This window comes from Mycobacterium sp. (assembly GCF_049281135.1).
Lineage (GTDB): Bacteria > Actinomycetota > Actinomycetes > Mycobacteriales > Mycobacteriaceae > Mycobacterium.
Map to the genome: position 1 here is coordinate 1 of NZ_JBAPRN010000400.1, position 18,348 is coordinate 18,348.

Genomic DNA, 18,348 nt, shown 5'->3' on the forward strand with positions numbered 1-18,348 from the left:
GTCGATCCCGCGCTGGTCTACCACTACTTCGGGTCGAAGGAAGGCCTGCTCGACGCCGCTACGAACCCGCCGCAGAAATGGCTGGAGCGCGTCGCCGAGGTCTGGACCACGCCCGTCGACCAACTCGGCACGGCCTTGATCACGTTGTTGTTGGCCAGCTGGGCCGACGACGAGATCGGGCCGACGCTGCGCGCCATTCTGCAGACTGCCGCACACGAACCGTCGACCCGCGAGAAGCTGCGGCGCGTCGTCGAAGGCAGCCTGATGGGAGTGTCGAAGCTCGGCAGCAACGAACGGGACCGACTGGTCCGCAGCGGGCTCATCGGATCGCAGATGATGGGCTTCGCGCTGATGCGCTACGTCTGGAAGATCGAACCCGTCGCGTCGATGTCTGAAGAGGAAGTGGTCGCCGCTATCGCGCCCAATCTGCAGCACTACGTCGATGGCGACCTGACAGGTTGAACCGGACGGTTATGTTCAAAGGGTGATTACCGGACTGGCGCACACCGGCGTCTGCGTGCCGGACTGCGAAGCGGCAGTGGCGTTTTATCGCGACGTGTTGGGCATGCGGGTGCTGTCGCCGCCCTACGTGATGGCCGGCGACGCTATTCGCGACGACATGGGCCAGCTGGTGTCCGACCCCACGATGAAGGCGGCCATCGTCGGTTTCGACGACGACGGCGATCGGGTCCTCGAAGTGATCGAGTATCTCGGCGTGGCCGGCGGCGATCAGCGCAGCGCGGCGGCCCTCACCGAGCACGGCTTGTCGCACGTCGGGCTGATCTGCGAGGACCTCGACGCCACCCGGGCCCAACTCGAGGCCGACGGCGTGCGCTTTCTGGTCGACGGCATTGCCGACGTGGCGCGGGTCCGCACGACATGGTTCGTCGACCCGTGGGGTGTGGTGTTCATCCTCGTCGAGAAGAGCAAGCCGGAGCGCCCCTACTTTGCGCAGTGGGGCTGAAGTGCCGGACGACTAGCATCGGTGTTGTGACAAAGCCGATCTCCGACGAAAACGCCCGCGCGGAACGGCTTCTCGATGCACAGGATAAGGCGGCAGAGTTATTCGATGAGATCGAGCGACGCGCGCTGATCCGGGCCGGTGTCGGTGAGCAGGAATTGTCCGACGAGATCCACGCCCTGGCCGGACAGATGTTCGGGGTCACCCGGCACTGGCATCGGCGCATCGTGCGGGCCGGCGAGAACACCCTGCAACCTTTCAAGGAGCATCCGCCGGACCGCGTAGTCGTCGACGACGACATCGTGTTCCTCGATTTCGGGCCGATCTTCGAGGAGTGGGAGGCCGACTTCGGGCGCACCTACGTGCTCGGCGACGATCCGGACAAGCTGGCCGTCCGCGATGCCCTGCCCCGGGTGTGGCAGGCCGGTCGCGACTATTTCGAGAACCACCCCGACGTCACCGGCGCCGAGTTGTTCGACGCCTCCGTGGAGGCCGCACGCGCCGAGGGCTTCGGGTGGGGCAGCCACATCGCCGGTCATCTGGTTGGGGAATTCCCGCACAAAAAGATCGCCGGGACCGCGACCGAGTGGTACATCATGCCCGGGTCGACCAAGCCGATGCGGCGCGCCGACCCGAGCGGTCGGCGCTGCCACTGGATCCTGGAGATCCACCTGATCGACCCGCTGCGGCGCTTCGGTGGTTTTTACGAGCAGCTGCTCGATCTGAGCTAAACGGGATACATAACCCCGGTGAGCTCCTCGGACACCGCCCACAGTCGGCGCTGTCGCTCGGCATCGTGTGACTTCTTGCTGGAGCCGACGATCTTGGGGTAGCCCCGGGTCTGGCCGAAGCCGTCGGGTCCGTAGTACTGCCCACCAAACACCGCCGGGTCGGTCGCTGCCCGCAGTTGCGGCAGGGCGCCCATCGACGCGTCCTGGAAGATCGGTGCGATCACCGGGTAGACGGAGGCAGCCCAGCCGGGCAGGTGGCGCATCAGCTCGGTGTTCGAGCCGCCGGGGTGGGCGGCCACGGCGATGGTCGTGCCATGCGGGGCGAGCCGTCGTTGCAGCTCGTAGGTGAACAGCAGGTTGGACAGCTTGGCCTGCCCGTAGGCCTTGACCCGGTTGTAGCTGTGTTCCCACTGCAGATCGTCGAAGTGAATGTCGGCGCGGATTCGGTGTCCCATGCTGCTGATCGTCACAACCCGCGAACCGGCGACCGGCAGGAGCCGATCCAGCAGTAGACCGGTGAAGGCGAAGTGGCCCAGGTGGTTGGTGCCGAACTGCATTTCGAAGCCGTCCTTGGTCTGCGACTTCGGCGTGTACATCACCCCGGCGTTGTTGATCAGCAGGTCGATGTGGTCGTGGGTCGAGCGGAGCTGCTCCGTGGCGGCGCGGATCGAGTCCAGCGACGTCAAGTCGAGTTCCTGCAGCGCCACGTCGGCGTTGGGACTTGCCTTGTGGATGAGGGCGGCGGCGTCTTTGCCCTTGTCCAGGTCGCGCACGGCCATCACGACGTGTGCGCCCTTGGCGGCCAGAGCGGCCGCGGTTTCGTAGCCGAGTCCAGTGTTGGACCCGGTGATGACGGCGACACGACCGGTCTGGTCGGGAATGTCGGCGGTTGTCCACTTAGCCACAAATAGCTCCCTAAGCTGTATGGTAAACGGGGCGTACGCTCCGGTTGGCTTCACTATACGGAACGTACGCCCCGCTTTGTCAACCGGTAGGGGGTGAACGATGGTGCAAGCCGCGAAGCCGCTGCGCGCTGACGCGGCGCTCAACCGTGCCCGGGTGCTCGAAACCGCCTATGAGACATTCGCGGCCGAAGGGTTGTCGGTGCCGATCGACGAGATCGCCCGTCGCGCGGGCGTCGGCGCCGGCACCGTCTACCGGCACTTCCCGACCAAAAACGATCTGTTCGCGGCGGTCGTCGAAAGCCGCATGCAGCACATCATCGCCGCGGGTCGGGCGCTGCTGGACGATCTTGGCCCCAGCGAGGCGCTTTTCGCGTTCCTGCGGTCGATGGTTTTGGACTTCGGTGCCACGGATCAGGGTCTGGTCGAGGCGCTCGGCGGACTGGGCATCGACGTCGCGTCCGCCGCGCCCGACGCCGAAGATGCGTTCCGCGGCCTGCTCGGCGAGCTGCTGGTGGCCGCACAACGGGCCGGGACGGTACGCGCCGACGTCGACGTTCCCGAGATCAAGGCAATCCTGGTCGGCTGCCAGGCTATGCAGGGTTATGACAAGGCGCGGGCCGGGCGAGTGACCGACGTCGTCATCGACGGTTTACGCCCGTCGCGATAAGGGCGACCTCTCCTTGCACTCGATATGGTCGAGTGCTAAAAATGACACTGGCACTCCCGACCGGTGAGTGCTAGGTCGGGACGGTGAGAGCGCAGTCCGTACACAACTGTGGTCGTCCGTCGCGGGCACTGCGCCCGGCCCAAGAACGTGTCACCCCCTAATCGGAGGAATCACTTCGCAATGTCCAAGATAATTGCGTACGACGAAGAGGCCCGTCGCGGCCTCGAGCGGGGCCTCAATGCCCTCGCCGACGCGGTAAAGGTGACGTTGGGTCCCAAGGGCCGCAACGTTGTCCTGGAGAAGAAGTGGGGCGCTCCCACGATCACCAACGATGGTGTCTCCATCGCCAAGGAGATCGAGCTGGAGGACCCCTACGAGAAGATCGGCGCTGAGCTGGTCAAGGAAGTCGCCAAGAAGACTGACGACGTTGCGGGTGACGGCACCACCACGGCCACCGTGCTCGCACAGGCGCTGGTCAAAGAGGGCCTGCGCAACGTCGCGGCCGGCGCCAACCCGCTGGGTCTCAAGCGCGGCATCGAGAAGGCCGTCGAGAAGATCACCGAGACCCTGCTGAAGTCGGCCAAGGAAGTCGAGACCAAGGAGCAGATCGCTGCCACCGCCGCGATCTCGGCCGGCGACACCCAGATCGGCGATCTGATCGCCGAGGCCATGGACAAGGTTGGCAACGAGGGTGTCATCACCGTCGAGGAGTCCAACACGTTCGGCCTGCAGCTCGAGCTCACCGAGGGTATGCGGTTCGACAAGGGCTACATCTCGGGTTACTTCGTGACCGACGCAGAGCGTCAGGAAGCGGTCCTGGAGGACCCCTACATCCTGCTGGTGTCGTCGAAGGTTTCGACCGTGAAGGACCTGCTGCCGCTGCTGGAGAAGGTCATTCAGTCGGGCAAGCCGTTGCTGATCATCGCCGAGGACGTCGAGGGTGAAGCCCTGTCGACCCTGGTGGTCAACAAGATCCGCGGCACCTTCAAGTCTGTCGCCGTCAAGGCGCCGGGCTTCGGCGACCGTCGCAAGGCCATGCTGCAGGACATCGCGATCCTGACCGGTGGCCAGGTCGTCAGCGAGGAGGTCGGCCTCTCGCTGGAGACTGCTGACATCACGCTGCTGGGTCAGGCTCGCAAGGTAGTCATCAACAAGGACGAGACCACCATCGTCGAGGGCGCCGGTGACTCCGACGCCATCGCCGGCCGGGTGGCCCAGATCCGTGCTGAGATCGAGAACAGCGACTCCGACTACGACCGCGAGAAGCTGCAGGAGCGCCTGGCCAAGCTGGCCGGCGGTGTTGCGGTGATCAAGGCCGGTGTTGCCACCGAGGTGGAGCTCAAGGAGCGCAAGCACCGCATCGAGGACGCCGTGCGTAACGCCAAGGCCGCCGTCGAAGAGGGCATCGTCGCCGGTGGTGGCGTGGCTCTGCTGCAGTCGGCTCCGGCTCTGGACGATCTGAAGCTCACCGGTGACGAGGCGACGGGCGCGAACATCGTGCGCGTGGCACTGTCGGCTCCGCTGAAGCAGATCGCCTACAACGGCGGGCTGGAGCCCGGCGTTGTCGCCGAGAAGGTCGCCAACTCCAAGCCGGGTGTCGGGCTCAACGCCGCAACCGGTGAGTACGAGGACCTGCTCAAGGCGGGCGTCGCCGACCCGGTCAAGGTGACGCGTTCTGCGCTGCAGAACGCGGCGTCCATCGCGGCGCTGTTCCTGACCACCGAGGCCGTCGTTGCCGACAAGCCGGAGAAGGCCGCCGCTCCTGCCGGCGACCCGACCGGTGGCATGGGCGGTATGGACTTCTAAGTCCGCGTCAGACAACGAGAAGCCCGGTCCCCAGGTGGGGCCGGGTTTTTCGTATTTGTGGGTCCGTAGGGTTGAGAAATGCCACTTCCGACGCCGTCGCCCACCAGTACCGCCGTCGTGACGGGTGCATCGTCGGGTATCGGCGCCGACATCGCCCGCGAACTGGTCGAGCGCGGCCACGGTGTCACGCTCGTCGCCCGTCGCGAGGACAAGCTGCGCGAACTGGCCGACGAACTCGGGGGCCGGGTTCGCGTCGAGTGGATCGTCTGCGACGTCGCTGATGCGGCTGCGCGTGCCAGGCTCTTCGACGAGGTGGGCAGTAGAGGTCTGACCGTCGACATCCTGGTCAACAACGCCGGGATCGGCACCATCGGGTCAGTGACCAAGACCTCCGTCGATGCTGAGATAGCCCAGGCGCGGGTGAACGTCGAGGCCGTCATCGATCTCACGACCCGCGCCGTCCAGCAGATGGTGCCGCGTGGACGCGGCGCGATTCTCAACGTCGGATCCACCGCGGGCTTCCACCCATTCCCGGGGCAGGTCGGCTACGGCGCCACCAAGGCGTTCGTGAAGTCGTACAGCGAAGGACTGCGTGGCGAACTCGCCGGCAGCGGTGTCACCGTGGCATTGCTGTGCCCGGGGCCGGTGCGGACCGAGTTCCTGAAAAGCGCGGGCATGGATGAGCGGGCCTTCGCCGCCTCGTTTCCGAAGTTTCTGTGGATGGCGTCGCGTGACGTAGCGCGCATCGGCGTCGACGCGCTCGACGGCGACCGCGGAACGGTGATCGCTGGGCTGCCGAGCCAGCTCAGCACCCGTCTGTTCCAGTTCACGCCTCGACGGCTGCTGATGCCGCTGTTGAAAAGTCAGCATCCGGGCCTCCGTAGGGACCGGTCACCGGACTGACGCGGGCCATTCACGCATCCAGCCCTCCACGGGCAGCGCGAGGGCGTTGCACAGCGTGCAGATCGTGCGGTACCAGCCGACGGCCGTGAGCAGTTCGATCCGTTGCTCGTCGTCGAGATCGCGGCCGAGCGCTGCCCAGGTTGCGTCCGACCACGTCCCGGTGCGTTCCAGTTCGTCCACCGCCTCGATCACCGTCCGATCGGCCAGGGTCCACCGCGCGTCGTCCGAACTGCCAGTCACCAGCGCGTCGCACTCGTCGTCGCTGACGCCCGCGATGGGACCCCAGAATGCGGCCTGTCCGCCCCACTCGTACTCGCAGCCCACCAGCGCGCAGGTCCGAAGGATCGCGATGGTCCGGGCGCGTGGCGGTAAGAGCGCAGCCACGTACAGCGACTCGCCCAGCTTGCGCAGCCGGCCGGCCAGCACTGGGTGGCGCTGTAGGCAGCGAACCAGGAGCAGCGGCTCGTAGGTGCGGTCCGGGTGACCCCAGCTGTTTATCCCCGCGGCGTCTTCCTCGTTCCACGGCGGGGCAAGCGGTTCGATGCGGCTCACCTGGTGCTCGAGGCGTTTCATGCGACCGAGGATAGGCCGGGTTTTTCGCGAATCTGAGTAACTGATCTACTGAACATTCGAACAGTTGGGGACGAAGGGAACGACATAATGGGAAAATCGTTACGGCGCATAATCTTTGGAGTAATTCCCGCTAGCGTTCTTTGCGTCATGGTTGCGCCAATCGCCGGCGCCGTGCCCGACCCGTGCTCGGCTAGCGGGCTGGCTGCTACCTCCAGCGGGGTGCTGAACGCGGCGAGCGGATACCTGGACAGCCATCCGGATGCCAACAGTGTGCTGACCGCCGCGGTGAACCAACCACCTGCCGACGCCAAGTCCTCGGTTCGCGGCTACTTCCTCAGCCACGTCGGCGAGGCGCTGGAGTTGAAGGGCATCGCTCAGCCGCTGCTCGACCTGAAGGGCAAGTGCAACGCCTCGGTGTCGCCGGACCAGTTGGCGGCGCTGTTCGACGCGCTGTCCGCCAATTGACGCACTTTCCGTCACACCCGGCCCAGCCAGCGGCCACTGGGGCGGGTGGGATCAGGCGGGGGCTGACTGGCGGCCGCGGACCAGCTTGCCGGGCCGCGCGTCGGTGGGCACGCCGTTCTCGGCGATCACCTCGCCGGCGACGATCGTGGCGACGTAGCCGTCGGCGGTCTGGTCCAGTCGGCGACCACCGGCGGGTAGGTCATGGGTGATCACCGGCTTGTGGATTCGCAGCGCCGCGTGGTCGATGACGTTGAGGTCGGCCTTGTAACCCACCGCGATGCGGCCGCGGTCGCCGAGACCGGCAACGCGGGCCGGCACCGTGGTGAGTCGACGCACGGCCTCGGGCACCTCGAAGCGGCCGGACTTGCGGTCGCGCGCCCAGTGCGCCAGGAAGTACGTCGAATAGCTTGCGTCGCAGATCATTCCGTAGTGTGCGCCGCCGTCGCCCAGACCCAGCACCACGTCGTCGCGATGCAGCAAGTTGCCCACGGTGTCCAGTGAGTTGTTCTCCAGGTTGCTCGTCGCGACCAGCAACATGGCCCGGCCGTCGTCGTCGAGCAGCCGGTCGTAGGCCTCTTCCCTTGGGTGGACCCCGCGGGCCCTGGCCCGGGCTGCGATGCTCGTCGACGGGTCCGGTTCGTAGTCAGGTTCGTCACCGAGTGGGAAGATCCAGTCCCACATCTGCGTCACGACGAGGATCGGGTGCCCGACGCCGGGCTTGTCGGCCAGGATGCGGGCGCGGACTTCGGGCTTGCGCATCTCGGCCACCCGCTCGGCCAGCGGCAGGTCGGCGATCTCGCGGTAGCTGGGGTAGAGCACGAACGGGTTGGCGCTCAGCTGCAATCCCATGATCAGACCGATCGGGCGTGGCAGCAGCTGCGCGGTGACGTCGCCGCCGGCGGCGTTGGCCTTCTCGATCATGTTGATGGCGTCCGGCCATGTCGGGTCGCCGATGTTGCCGATGACGAGCGTGAAGGTGACCGGCAGCCCGACGTCCTCGGCGACGTCGAAAACCGTCTGCAGCACGGACTCGTAGCCGCCGGCCGGAATGTCGGGCACGAATTGCAGCAGTCCACCGCCGCCGTCGACGACACCGCGCGCGATCTCTTCGATCTCCTCGCGGGCTGCCTCATAGCTGGGGATGGGTGAACCGCTTTCAGTCTTGTGAATGGTGAACCTGGACGTGGCGAAGCCCAGCGCCCCAACCTCGATTGCCTCCTTGGCCAGCGCCCGCATCCTGGCCAGGTCCTCGGCGGTGGCCGGCTCGCGATCGGCGCCGCGCTGACCCATTACGTAGACCCGCAGCGGCGAGTGCGGAAGGTAGGCGGCCACATCGATGTCCCGCTTGCCCGCGTCGAGGGCCTTCATGTACTCGGGGAACGTCTCCCAATTCCACGGCAGGCCGTCGGTCATCACCACGCCGGGGATGTCTTCGACCCCGGCCATCACGTCGACCAATACGTCGTGGTCCTCCTGGCGACACGGCGCGAAGCCGACGCCGCAGTTGCCCATCACCACGGTGGTCACTCCGTGCGCCGACGACGGCGTCAACCGGTCCGACCAGATGGACTGACCGTCGTAATGCGTGTGCAGGTCGACGAAGCCCGGCGTGACCAGCAACCCGGCCGCGTCGATGTCCCGCGTCGCGCCCGCGCCGTTGACCGATCCGACCGCAGAGATGACCCCGTCGCTGACGGCGACGTCGCCGACGAACGGCTCACCTCCCAGCCCGTCGACGATGGTGCCGTTGCGGATGATGAGGTCGTAGGTCATCTAAATAATCTACGACCGTGTCGGTCTCTGATGCCAGGATGTTTCGATGATCGATCACTTCGGGATCAACTGTGCTGACTACGCCCGCCCGCAAGAGTTCTACGACCGGGTGCTGGGCGTGTTGGGTTATCCGCGGCAACTCGATTTCGGTGACGCCGTCGACCACGACGCGGTGCAGGCGTTTCATGACGCCGCCGTCGAGTCGGGCGCCGAGTCGCTGCACGCCCGCGGCTGTGGCCGGAGTACGGCGAGGGCTACTTCGCCGCCTTCGTCCGGGACCCGGACGGCAACAATGTCGAAGCCGTCTGCCATGCGTAGGGTCGGTGAGTATGTTTGACCCCAATGCCTCTGCCAGGGAATTGCTGCGCGATTCGTTCACCCGGTTGATCGAGCATGTCGACGAGATCAGCGATGGGCTCACCGACGACACTGCCAACTACCGGCCGGCTCCAGACGCAAACAGCATCGCCTGGCTGATCTGGCACAGCGCGCGCGTGCAGGACTTTCAACTCGCCCCGATCGCAGGTGTCGAGCAGGTGTGGACCGCCGACGCCTGGGTGGACCGGTTCGGCCTCGACCTGCCACGCAACGACACCGGCTTCGGTCACGGCCCGGCCGAGGTGGCCAAAGTGCAGGCGCCGGTCGATCTGCTAACCGGCTACTACCACGCCGTGCACAAGCTGACGTTGGAGTTCGTCGCCGGCGTCACCGCCGACGACTTGGAGCGCATCGTCGACCGAAACTGGGATCCGCCCGTGACCGCCAGTGCCCGGATCGTCAGCATCATCGACGACTGCGCGCAGCATCTCGGCCAGGCAGCGTACCTGCTGGGTATCGCCCCCTAGGGCTTCCCCGCGCCTGGCGCCGGGGCCGGGAAGGCGACGATCTGCCCGGTCGGCCCTGGGTGTGGCTCCGTGCCGCCCCACTCCTGACACACGACATAGAGTTGTGGCTGCTGATCGCCGCGGCTGAGTATGCAGGCGAACGCGCCTCGATCGAGTTCGACCGTGCCAAGAACCTCGCCGCCCTCGCGCACCCGAACGCAGTGTCGGTTTCCCACGTCGGCGTACCAGACGGCCCCCTCGGCATCGATGCAGATGCCGTCCGGGTGGTCTCCTCCCACCTCCGCCCACGTCCGACGTCGCGTCAAGTCGCCGGTTTGACCGATGTCGTAGGCCGTGAGCCGATTGCCATAAGACTCGGCCACGATCAACGTCTCGCCGTCGGCGGTGATCGCCATGCCATTGGGAAAGGCGAGATCGTCTGCGACCTTGCGGACGGCCCCGGCTGGGGTGACGAGTACGACGCTTCCAGGTGCTGGCTCCCCACCGGGGAAGTCGAAGCCGATGGTGTTGACGTAAGCGTTGCCGCGGGCGTCCACCACGATGTCGTTCCATGGTTTTTCCGAGACGGCTGACAGGTCGGCATGGGCAACGATCGAGCCGTCGAGTTCGCGACGAAGTAGGCGCCGCTGCGCCGAATCCACGACGAGCAGCCGCCCGTCGGGCAAAAAGTCGATGCACATCGGAAACGACTCGACGCTGACCACGACCTCATGGCCGTCCTGGGGATCGAGCGCGATCACCTGATGCGCGCCCCAATCGGAGAACCAGACCCGCTTGTCGTGCCAGCGGGGCGATTCACCAAACGTGATTCCGTCCATCAACACGGTCATGGAGATAAGACTGCCTGCCCGAGAAAAACTCATCGGCCGGCCACCGAACTTGACACCTGTCGAGGGCGTGCGACCTGCGTCACAATCACGCGTCTACGATGGCCCGTATGACCGCGATCAAGCCTCCCGAAACCGCGCCCAGCACCACCGATTTCTCCGGCACCGGCACCATTCACAGTCCCGCGAACGGCGCGATCGCAGGCGAGGTGCAGTGGACCGACCCGGCTGACGTGCCCACCATCGTTGCCGGGCTGCGCGCCGCACAACGCGACTGGGAGCAGCGCGGAGCGTCGGGGCGCGCCAAGGTGCTGGCCCGCTTCGCGGTCTGGCTGGGTGAGCACCGCGGCGAGATCGAAGAGCTGCTGATCAAGGAGACCGGTAAATCCGCGGTCGACGCCGCACAGGAAGTGCCGATGCTGATCATGATCATCTCGTACTACATCAAGACAGCGGAAAAGGCGCTGGCGCCCGAAAAGCGGCCGGCCGCACTGCCGTTCATGGCGATCAAGAAGATCACCCTGCACTACCGGCCGCGGGCCGTCGTGGGCATCATCGCGCCGTGGAACTACCCGGTGGCCAACGCGCTGATGGATGGACTGGGCGCCCTGGCTGCGGGCTGCGCCGTGCTGCTGAAGCCGTCCGAGCGCACCCCGTTGACCGCAGAGGTGCTGCGTCGCGGCTGGCAGGAATCCGGCGGACCCCAGGTGTTCGAGCTGGCCCAGGGCGCCCGTGCGGTGTCCGAGGCCGTCGTCGACAACGTCGACTACCTGCAGTTCACTGGGTCCAGCGCCACTGGCAGCAAGGTGATGGAACGCGCCGCGCGCCGGTTGACGCCGGTCAGCCTGGAACTCGGCGGCAAGGATCCGATGATCGTTCTCGAGGATGCCGACGTCGATCTCGCCGCCCACGCGGCGGTGTGGGGAGCGATGTTCAACGCGGGGCAGACCTGCGTCTCGGTGGAGCGGGTCTACGTGCTCGAGCAGGTATACGACCAGTTCGTCCAGGCCGTGGTTCGCGACGTCAAAGAATTGCAGGTCGGTGCCGGCGAGGGACACGATTTCGGGGCGCTGATCGATGAGCAGCAGCTGTCGGTGACCGAACGCCACGTCCGCGAGGCGGTGGCCGCCGGTGCGAAAGCATTGACCGGTGGCCGGCGCACCAACACGTCGGGCAGCTTTTATCCGCCCACGGTGCTCGTCGACGTGGACCACTCGATGGCCTGCATGACCGAGGAGACCTTCGGTCCCACGCTGCCGATCATGAAGGTCGGTTCGGTCGAGGAAGCGATCCGGCTGGCCAACGACAGCGAATACGGGCTGAGTGGATCGGTGTTCTCCCGTGACTTCGATCGCGCCAAAGAGGTTGCACTGCAGCTTGATTGCGGTGCGGTCAACATCAACGACGTGATCACCAACCTGATGTGCACGACCGCGCCGATGGGCGGCTGGAAGACGTCGGGCATCGGGGCGCGGTTCGGCGGCGCCGACGGGTTGCGCAAGTTCTGTCGCGTCGAGACCGTTGTCGGCCCCCGCACCAATGTCGGTGCGGGCCAGAACTATTACCACAATTCGCGCAAGGCGCTGAAGCGGGTCAACAAGATGATGACCAGGATGGCGCTGTCGCGCCCGCGTCGCATCGCCAAGTAGGATCGCTTCGTGCGATTTGCGCTGACGGCGCTGTTGTGGCTGTGCGCCACCGTTGCGCTGGCTGTCGCCGTGCCGACTGTGTGGACACAGACCCACGTAGTCGACGTCAACGGGTACACGGCAATGGCTCGCAAAGCGGCGGGCGATAAGGCGCTGCAGGCCGCGGTGGCAGCCGAACTCGCTACTAAGGCAACGGTTCTGATCAATCAGCACAGCCACCACGTCGACTCGGCGCAAGTACACGCCGTCGCGGCCGGCTACACCGCCGGGCCCGACTTTCCAGCCCAGTTCGCCGATGCAAACCGGCTGGCGCACGACTGGATGTTCACCGGGGCGCACACGCAGTCCGAGGGTGACCAGTGGGTCGTCGACCTGGCCGGCATGCTCAAGGACACCGCGTTCGAACAGCTGTTGACGAGCTACAACGTGCAGGTGCCACAGACCGTCCGAGTCCCGGTCACGGTGTCGACGCCGAAGGTGTTGCAGCCTGGCCAGTTACGGCCGCTGGCCACGTGGGGTCTGTGGGCTTCCATCGGCGTGGTGGCGCTGGCAGGCGTCTTCGCACTGCTGACCCTGGCCGCCGCCCGCAGCCGTGGCCGCGCGCTGGCCAGCCTCGGAATCTCCGCGTTGCTGGTCGGTGCCGCGGGATGGGCCGCCATCGAACTGGCTCGTTACCCGATCAACGACACGCTCAACAACACGACCGGCGGTATCCGCGGGATCGCCGACGTGATGGTCGGCCAGGCCGAGAGCAGCCTGCACGACTGGCTTGACCTGATATTGGCCGGGGGCGGCGCGCTGGTGGTGCTCGGCGTGTTAGCGGCTGGCCTCGGCAGCCTGCGGAAGAGCTGAAAGGTGTTCGCTCAGTAGGGCGTCCAGCTTGTCGTTGGCCGATCGCAAGCCCGTGGTGATCATGCCGAACACTTTGTCGCGCACCTCCTGCGACTTGCCGATCAGCGGCGCGTACATGTGCCGCATCAGGTCGAGTCGCGCCGCGCACAGCCAGTCCATCAGGTCGGGATCCTCGAACCAGCCGATCTGATTGCGCTGCTCGGCGAGCGTCGTGGTCAACCAGTCCAGATCAGTATTGGGATGAGGCACCGGTTGGCACAGCCGGTTTCGCGTCGCGTCGTCGCCGTACGCGGCTTCGACGTGGGCGATCAGGCCGGAGCTGAACACTTGCTGACAGCCGCGCACGCTCTGCAGTGTGATCCGGCCTCCATCGAAAACGGTTTCTGCCGAACGCTTTTCCAGACCGTCGGCACTGCAATCGACGAAGAGCGCCGAACCGTCAACGGTGACTCCGCCGTCGGCCAGCACCACTTTGCCGGGCTCGATGCACTCGACGCGCCCCATCCGCACGACGTCGCGGATGCGTTGCAACTGTTCTAGTTCGGTCTTCGTCACGTTCGCGCAGCGATACATGGTCGGCTGCACCGCCGAGTCCAGCCGCAGCAGGTTGCCGCAGGCCTCCAGCCGTTCGAACAGGTCGGCCACCGATGTGGCGGCGTCGATCGCGACCAACCGCTGGGCGAAGCAGGCTTGGAACCGCTCCACGAAATGCGGGCCGGGCTGGATGTTGGCGCGATCCATCAGCCATGAATCGCGCGGCATGATCCAGGTCAGCCGCTCGGGTGGGATTCCGTTGCGCAGCAACCACAAACAGGCGTCGATACCGGTTTTGCCGGCGCCGACGATGACGAAACGTTCGCGGTCGGCCGCGAAGGCAGGCATGTCGTTGGGCGGCACGCAGTCGACGCCGTCGGCGACGTCGTATGCGGGCGGGCGCATCGAGGGCACCGTGGTCTGCAGGTACGTCGCGTCCACGACGCGTTTGCGGACGTGGACGGTGTGGTCGCCGCCGGCCAGCGTGCGAAATCGCCCGTCGCCCAGATACTCGGCCATCGGGAAGTACGACACTTGCCCACTGGGTAGCAGGTCCTGGTGCATCACCCGTTCGAAGTAGGCGCAGATCTCGCCGACCGTGGCCAGCTCGTACAGCCCCTTGTTCCAGCCGAGCTGGTCGATGCTGTCGCTGCCCAGCCCGCGGGAGTTCACGCCGTAGTACGCCGACGGCTGATGCAGACGAACAAACGGGTAAGCCCGGTTCCAGTGCCCACCGGGCGCATGGCCGCGGTCGACAATCACCACCTGGGCGCCGCTCTCGGTCACCAGGGTGTCGGTGAACGCCATGCCCATCGCGCCCGCCCCGACGACCAGGTAATCCGTCTCGAGTGTTGTCACACCAGTTCCTCCCCGTGGTGGCGACGCTATCGGATTCCCCAATCCGGCGGAGCTGGCTAGGTCAGCGACAGTTTGGCGAAGATCTTCCCGGTCGGCTGCGGGGAGCCGCTGCCGGGTTCGACGGTGAACGCCAGCATGCTGGAATGCCCGAGGTCGGTGAACATGTGTGTGGTCGACGGCGTGATGGCTGCGGTGTCCATGGTGCCCGCCGCAACCGGGCCGTTGTCGCCAACCAGCCACATTTCATACACGGTTCCCTGCGAAGGCGGCGGCACGTTATTCAGCAGCAGCATGCCGGCATTCATATCCCGCGAGAACACCACTGTCGCCTTCCCGCCGGCCACATCGGCCGAGACCGACCGCACGTCGGGTGCGGCCATGATCTGCTCGGCCGTGGCCGGTGTGGGCGCCGGTCGCAGCGCGATGCCGGCGCCGAAGGCCGCCAATGCCACCACGATCGCCGCCGCAGCGGCCAAGACGGCCCTGCGCCAACGAGACCGGCGGGCGGTATCGGACTGCGCGCCGGCCAGCACCGCGGCGCGCAACCGGTCCGGTGGTTCGGCAGCCGTCGCCGCCGAGATCACGGCCATCGTCTCCCGCACGACGCGCACTTCCTCTTCGAAGGCACCGGCAACCGTGGTCGGCGCCGCTGCGAGTAGCCGGTCGATGGCCGCGCGCTCGCTGTCGGAGATGGCGTTCATCGCGTAAGGCGTGGCCAGCTCGAGCAGTTCGAATGGGTTCGGCTCGGTCATGTCACCCCCAGGCAGCCGCGGAGACCGCGCAATGCGTCACGCATCCGCGACTTGATCGTCGACAGGTTGGCCGACAACCGCTGTGCGACTTCGGCGTACGTCAATCCGCCGTAGTAGGCCAACTCGATGCACTGCCGTTGCACGTCGGTAAGCGAATCCAGGCAGGCCGCCACCCGGCGGCGCTCGTCAGCGGCGATCGCCGAATCGGCGACCAGATCGCCGGGCCGGTCGACGGTGGCCGCGCCATACCGCGACTCCCGCTGGCCGGCGGACTGCTCCGAACGCACCCGGTCGATAGCGCGGCGGTGCGCCATCGTCATCAGCCAGGCCATCGCGGAGCCCTTGGCGGAGTCGTACGCCTTCGCGGTCCGCCACACCTCCAGATAGACCTCCTGCGTGGTCTCCTCGCTGTAGCCGGAGTCGCGCAGCACGCGGGTGATCAACCCGAAGACCCGGGCCCTGGTGCGGTCATAGAGCGCAGCGAACGCGTCAGCGTCGTGGTGCGCCACCCGCCGCAGCAATGAATCCAGCTCGCTACCGTGTGTTGCTTCGGTCATCGGTCGGTAGCCTATCCGCTCAGCAACCGCGGTCGTCATGATCGCGCCGATCGGGGCGGGCGCGGAATGAAAAACGATGTCCGTTGCTGGTATTCGGTGAAGCCCGGACGGCCCCGCATGTACTTCTCGGTGAGCCGGGCTCCGGTGGCGTGAACCAGGAAATACGTCATGAGCACGGGGGAGAGCACCGTGGCCAGTGACCACCACGCGGTCAGAGTGATCAGCCACAGTCCCCACCACACCGACGCGTCGCCGAAGTAGTTCGGGTGACGTGTCCAGGCCCACAGCCCGCGGTCCATCAACAGACCGCGATGGCTCGGGTCGGCCTTGAATACCCGCAGTTGATGGTCGCCGATGGCTTCGAAGAAGACACCTGTCAACCACACCAGCAGGCCGGCCAGGGTGGCGGCCAGCCAAGGCCGTGGGGTGGGCCCGGCGACCGCGGAGAGTTGCAACGGCAGCGAGATGAACCAGGTGGCGAAGCCCTGCAGCACGAACACCTTGCCCAGAATCTGGCCGAGGGTGGCGTCGCGCAGCAGGTCGGCATAGCGCGGATCTTCGCCTTGCCCGGCTGACCGTCGGTAGAGGTATCCGCTCAGCCGCAGACCCCAGATCGCGACCAGCGCCAGCAACAGCCACCGGCGGGTCGGGTCGCCGGTGCCGAGAACCGCGGCGACAGCCGCGACGGCGATGAAGCCCAGTCCCCAGGCGACGTCGACGACGTTGTAGCGGCCGATGCGGTGGCCGATGGCGAAAGTGATGGCGTGCACCACAATCAGCGCCGCAATCGACGCGCCCGAGACCACGGCGAAGTCGCCGATCATGGCGCGGCTGAATTGACGAACGTCCACTGGTAGACGTTGAGATTGCCCGACCGGAATCCGGCTTCCCGGTCCGCCAGGTACAGCTCCCACATCCGCGCGAAGACCTCGTCGAAGCCGATGTGCGACAGCGTCTTTCGGCGTTGCATAAATCGCTCGCGCCAGAGCCGCAGCGTTTCCGCGTAGTGGTCGCTCAGCGAGATCATGTCGAACAAGCGTAATGCGCTGTCCCGCTGGGCGATTGAGAGCAGAGCTTTGGCTGACGGAATCTGTCCGCCGGGGAAGATGTACTTCTGGATCCAGGTCTGGCTGTTGCGGGTGGCGAGCATGTCCGCGTGGGGCATGGTGATCGCCTGGATCACCACGTGCCCGCCGGGTTTGACCAGCCGGCCCAGGGTGCTCAGGAAATCCGGCCATGAGCGATGCCCCACGGCCTCGACCATCTCCACCGAAATCACGGCGTCGTAGTGTCCGTCGATGTCGCGATAATCGCACACATCAATGCGCACCCGATCGGATTTGCCGGCAGCGGCGATTCGTTGGCGCGCCAGCCAACCCTGGCGGTCCGAGGGGGTGACGGAGCGGACGTGGGCGCCGCGGGCGGCCGCGCGGATGCTCAATTCGCCCCATCCGGTGCCGATCTCCAGCAGTCGGGTGCCGGGTCCGACGGCGGCCTCATCCAGCAGTAGGTCGATCTTGCGTCGTTGCGCTTGGGCCAGGTCGGGCCACGACGCCGGCAGGTGATCGAACAGCGCGCTCGAGTACGTCATGGTCTCGTCGAGGAACTCGATGAACAGATCGCTGGACACGTCGTCGTAGTGCGCGGCGATATTGCGGTGCATCTGCTCCCGGCTGACTCGCGGCACGCCCGCCTGAGCTGCGATCGCGAGCGGTTTGAGCCAGCGCAGTCCGCGCCGGGCGAGATGGTTCAGCGCCGGCGCCATGATGGTCAGCACCGCGACCAGATCTGTCGACTCCCATTCGCCGGCCATGTAGGACTCGCCGAAGCCGACGAGTCGATGGCGTCCCATCCGGCGCGCCAGCCGGTCCGGATCGTGGACGGTCAGCGTCGGTGACGATGGGTCGCCGGCGCCGATCACCGTGCCGTCGGGGTAGGCCACCCGCATCGGCAGGCCGGCGACGGCGCGGCGAAGCAGCCGGTCGGCGAACATCGCCGATGCGGCGGCCACCGGTCCAGACGGCGTTGCAAAGACCTCGGGCCAGCAGTCCGAATCGGTTGCTGTTGGGGTGCTTTGGCTGCTGACGAGCACCAGGGAAGCGTCGGGCTCAATCTCCGGGACGTCGTCCACAACATAGAGGTGACATGGTTGTTGCACACCACGTATTCGGAGCGGACGGCCTTGCGGTTGAGCGACGGCTGTCACAACGATCGACGCGTGTGACCCATCCCTCCCGCGGACTGCTCCGAATGCCTTGCATCCAGTGACAAAGTAGCGGCGCAGGCCGCGATGACAAAGGAGTTAAGCGGGATGAAGGACGGGCAGAGGAAGACACTCGCGGTGGGTTTCGCGGCGCTTGCGGCGCTGGGGTTCTCGGCGTGTTCGAGCACCAAAACCGACTCGGGGCAACAGTCCAGCGCGCAGCCGATGAGCAGCTCGGCGGCTCCGGCCATGACCGGTGCCACGGCGGCCCCGGCCAGTGACCTGATCGGCTCCGGATGCGCGGACTACGCCGCGATGCATCCCAATGGTCCGGCTTCGGTGGCCGGAATGGCACAAGACCCGGTCGCGACGGCGGCTTCCAACAACCCGATGCTGTCGACCTTGACGGCGGCGTTGTCGGGCAAGTTGAACCCGAACGTCAACCTCGTCGACACCCTCAACAACGGCCAGTACACGGTGTTCGCAC

The 18,348-nt window shown here is 66.3% G+C and carries 19 protein-coding genes and 2 pseudogenes; 12 read left to right on the forward strand and 9 right to left on the reverse strand.

The window, feature by feature from the left end:
• From WAN02_RS16060 to WAN02_RS16070, 3 genes are all read left to right on the forward strand, one after another.
• The coding region (locus WAN02_RS16060) for a TetR/AcrR family transcriptional regulator (RefSeq protein ID WP_422265203.1) at positions 1–462 on the forward strand (462 nt) is incomplete at its 5' end.
• A 22-nt stretch (positions 463–484) separates the two neighbouring features.
• A complete protein-coding gene (locus WAN02_RS16065) occupies positions 485–964 on the forward strand; it encodes a VOC family protein (RefSeq protein WP_422265204.1) in 480 nt (159 codons plus the stop codon).
• A 26-nt stretch (positions 965–990) separates the two neighbouring features.
• Positions 991–1,692, forward strand: a complete 702-nt coding sequence (locus WAN02_RS16070) for a M24 family metallopeptidase (protein ID WP_422265205.1) — start codon at positions 991–993, stop codon at positions 1,690–1,692.
• On the opposite strand, the gene WAN02_RS16075 is transcribed toward WAN02_RS16070, so the two are convergent.
• Entirely contained in the window at positions 1,689–2,597 is a 909-nt protein-coding gene (locus tag WAN02_RS16075) for an SDR family NAD(P)-dependent oxidoreductase (RefSeq protein WP_422265206.1), read from the reverse strand. The genes WAN02_RS16070 and WAN02_RS16075 overlap by 4 nt on opposite strands.
• A gap of 100 nt (positions 2,598–2,697) precedes the next feature.
• Here WAN02_RS16075 and WAN02_RS16080 point away from each other — a divergent pair, with 100 nt between their 5' ends.
• The 3 genes from WAN02_RS16080 (at position 2,698) to WAN02_RS16090 (ending at position 5,973) form a co-directional block, all read left to right on the forward strand.
• Positions 2,698–3,264: a TetR/AcrR family transcriptional regulator gene (locus tag WAN02_RS16080; protein ID WP_422265208.1), complete on the forward strand. Its 567-nt coding sequence runs from the start codon at positions 2,698–2,700 to the stop codon at positions 3,262–3,264.
• A gap of 180 nt (positions 3,265–3,444) precedes the next feature.
• Positions 3,445–5,070, forward strand: a complete 1,626-nt coding sequence (gene groL, locus WAN02_RS16085; protein WP_422265209.1) for a chaperonin GroEL — start codon at positions 3,445–3,447, stop codon at positions 5,068–5,070.
• Between the two features lie 78 nt (positions 5,071–5,148).
• On the forward strand, positions 5,149–5,973 hold the full coding sequence (locus WAN02_RS16090; RefSeq protein ID WP_422265211.1) for an SDR family NAD(P)-dependent oxidoreductase: 825 nt from the start codon (positions 5,149–5,151) through the stop codon (positions 5,971–5,973).
• Here the strand turns inward: WAN02_RS16090 and WAN02_RS16095 are convergent.
• Positions 5,962–6,525: a carboxymuconolactone decarboxylase family protein gene (locus WAN02_RS16095; RefSeq protein WP_422265223.1), complete on the reverse strand. Its 564-nt coding sequence runs from the start codon at positions 6,523–6,525 to the stop codon at positions 5,962–5,964. The two genes, WAN02_RS16090 and WAN02_RS16095, sit on opposite strands and share 12 nt — an antisense overlap.
• A gap of 168 nt (positions 6,526–6,693) precedes the next feature.
• Between WAN02_RS16095 and WAN02_RS16100 the strand changes: the two genes are divergently transcribed.
• Positions 6,694–7,011, forward strand: coding sequence for a heme-binding protein (locus tag WAN02_RS16100; protein ID WP_422265212.1), 318 nt, complete (start codon positions 6,694–6,696; stop codon positions 7,009–7,011).
• A gap of 51 nt (positions 7,012–7,062) precedes the next feature.
• Here WAN02_RS16100 and WAN02_RS16105 read toward each other — a convergent pair whose 3' ends face one another.
• A complete protein-coding gene (locus WAN02_RS16105; RefSeq protein ID WP_422265213.1) occupies positions 7,063–8,784 on the reverse strand; it encodes an N-acyl-D-amino-acid deacylase family protein in 1,722 nt (573 codons plus the stop codon).
• Positions 8,785–8,830: 46 nt separating this feature from the next.
• Here WAN02_RS16105 and WAN02_RS16110 point away from each other — a divergent pair.
• Together WAN02_RS16110 and WAN02_RS16115 are read left to right on the forward strand one after the other, a co-directional pair.
• Positions 8,831–9,102, forward strand: a pseudogene (locus tag WAN02_RS16110) (VOC family protein).
• An 11-nt stretch (positions 9,103–9,113) separates the two neighbouring features.
• Positions 9,114–9,629: a mycothiol transferase gene (locus WAN02_RS16115; protein WP_422265214.1), complete on the forward strand. Its 516-nt coding sequence runs from the start codon at positions 9,114–9,116 to the stop codon at positions 9,627–9,629.
• Here WAN02_RS16115 and WAN02_RS16120 read toward each other — a convergent pair.
• The gene (locus WAN02_RS16120; RefSeq protein WP_422265215.1) at positions 9,626–10,459 is read right to left on the reverse strand and encodes an SMP-30/gluconolactonase/LRE family protein; all 834 of its coding nucleotides are present in this window, start codon (positions 10,457–10,459) and stop codon (positions 9,626–9,628) included. The two genes, WAN02_RS16115 and WAN02_RS16120, sit on opposite strands and share 4 nt — an antisense overlap.
• 107 nt (positions 10,460–10,566) lie before the next feature.
• Between WAN02_RS16120 and WAN02_RS16125 the strand changes: the two genes are divergently transcribed.
• Positions 10,567–12,105 (forward strand): aldehyde dehydrogenase family protein, encoded by a 1,539-nt coding sequence (locus WAN02_RS16125; protein WP_422265217.1) that lies wholly within the window; start codon positions 10,567–10,569, stop codon positions 12,103–12,105.
• 9 nt (positions 12,106–12,114) lie between these two features.
• Complete coding sequence (locus WAN02_RS16130; RefSeq protein WP_422265219.1) at positions 12,115–12,957, forward strand: hypothetical protein; 843 nt, start codon at positions 12,115–12,117, stop codon at positions 12,955–12,957.
• Here the strand turns inward: WAN02_RS16130 and WAN02_RS16135 are convergent.
• From WAN02_RS16135 to WAN02_RS16155, 5 genes are read right to left on the reverse strand one after another with little or no spacing between them, the layout of a single operon-like run.
• Positions 12,922–14,391, reverse strand: a complete 1,470-nt coding sequence (locus WAN02_RS16135) for an NAD(P)-binding protein (protein WP_422265220.1) — start codon at positions 14,389–14,391, stop codon at positions 12,922–12,924. The two genes, WAN02_RS16130 and WAN02_RS16135, sit on opposite strands and share 36 nt — an antisense overlap.
• A gap of 14 nt (positions 14,392–14,405) precedes the next feature.
• Positions 14,406–15,101 carry an anti-sigma factor gene (locus WAN02_RS16140; RefSeq protein ID WP_422265221.1) on the reverse strand — a complete coding sequence of 232 codons (696 nt, stop codon included), beginning with the start codon at positions 15,099–15,101 and terminating at the stop codon, positions 14,406–14,408.
• Positions 15,098–15,658 carry an ECF RNA polymerase sigma factor SigK gene (sigK, locus tag WAN02_RS16145; RefSeq protein ID WP_422265222.1) on the reverse strand — a complete coding sequence of 187 codons (561 nt, stop codon included), beginning with the start codon at positions 15,656–15,658 and terminating at the stop codon, positions 15,098–15,100. Before sigK ends, WAN02_RS16140 begins: the two co-directional genes overlap by 4 nt.
• 35 nt (positions 15,659–15,693) lie before the next feature.
• Positions 15,694–16,482 (reverse strand): DUF1295 domain-containing protein, encoded by a 789-nt coding sequence (locus tag WAN02_RS16150; RefSeq protein ID WP_422265224.1) that lies wholly within the window; start codon positions 16,480–16,482, stop codon positions 15,694–15,696.
• Entirely contained in the window at positions 16,479–17,753 is a 1,275-nt protein-coding gene (locus tag WAN02_RS16155; protein ID WP_422265225.1) for a class I SAM-dependent methyltransferase, read from the reverse strand. The genes WAN02_RS16150 and WAN02_RS16155 overlap by 4 nt, the downstream gene beginning before the upstream one ends.
• Before the next feature lie 333 nt (positions 17,754–18,086).
• On the opposite strand from WAN02_RS16155, the pseudogene WAN02_RS16160 reads away from it, so the two are divergent.
• Positions 18,087–18,348: pseudogene (locus WAN02_RS16160) on the forward strand (cell surface protein); the annotation flags it as partial.

Bases quoted from the DNA above. Each gene is read 5' to 3' on its own strand.
- WAN02_RS16080 (WP_422265208.1), top strand. From the start codon at position 2,698: ATGGTGCAAGCCGCGAAGCCGCTGCGCGCTGACGCGGCGCTCAACCGT.
- groL (WP_422265209.1), top strand. From the start codon at position 3,445: ATGTCCAAGATAATTGCGTACGACGAAGAGGCCCGTCGCGGCCTCGAG.
- WAN02_RS16090 (WP_422265211.1), top strand. From the start codon at position 5,149: ATGCCACTTCCGACGCCGTCGCCCACCAGTACCGCCGTCGTGACGGGT.
- WAN02_RS16100 (WP_422265212.1), top strand. From the start codon at position 6,694: ATGGTTGCGCCAATCGCCGGCGCCGTGCCCGACCCGTGCTCGGCTAGC.
- WAN02_RS16105 (WP_422265213.1), bottom strand. From the start codon at position 8,784: ATGACCTACGACCTCATCATCCGCAACGGCACCATCGTCGACGGGCTG.
- WAN02_RS16115 (WP_422265214.1), top strand. From the start codon at position 9,114: ATGTTTGACCCCAATGCCTCTGCCAGGGAATTGCTGCGCGATTCGTTC.
- WAN02_RS16120 (WP_422265215.1), bottom strand. From the start codon at position 10,459: ATGACCGTGTTGATGGACGGAATCACGTTTGGTGAATCGCCCCGCTGG.
- WAN02_RS16125 (WP_422265217.1), top strand. From the start codon at position 10,567: ATGACCGCGATCAAGCCTCCCGAAACCGCGCCCAGCACCACCGATTTC.
- WAN02_RS16140 (WP_422265221.1), bottom strand. From the start codon at position 15,101: ATGACCGAGCCGAACCCATTCGAACTGCTCGAGCTGGCCACGCCTTAC.
- sigK (WP_422265222.1), bottom strand. From the start codon at position 15,658: ATGACCGAAGCAACACACGGTAGCGAGCTGGATTCATTGCTGCGGCGG.
- WAN02_RS16150 (WP_422265224.1), bottom strand. From the start codon at position 16,482: ATGATCGGCGACTTCGCCGTGGTCTCGGGCGCGTCGATTGCGGCGCTG.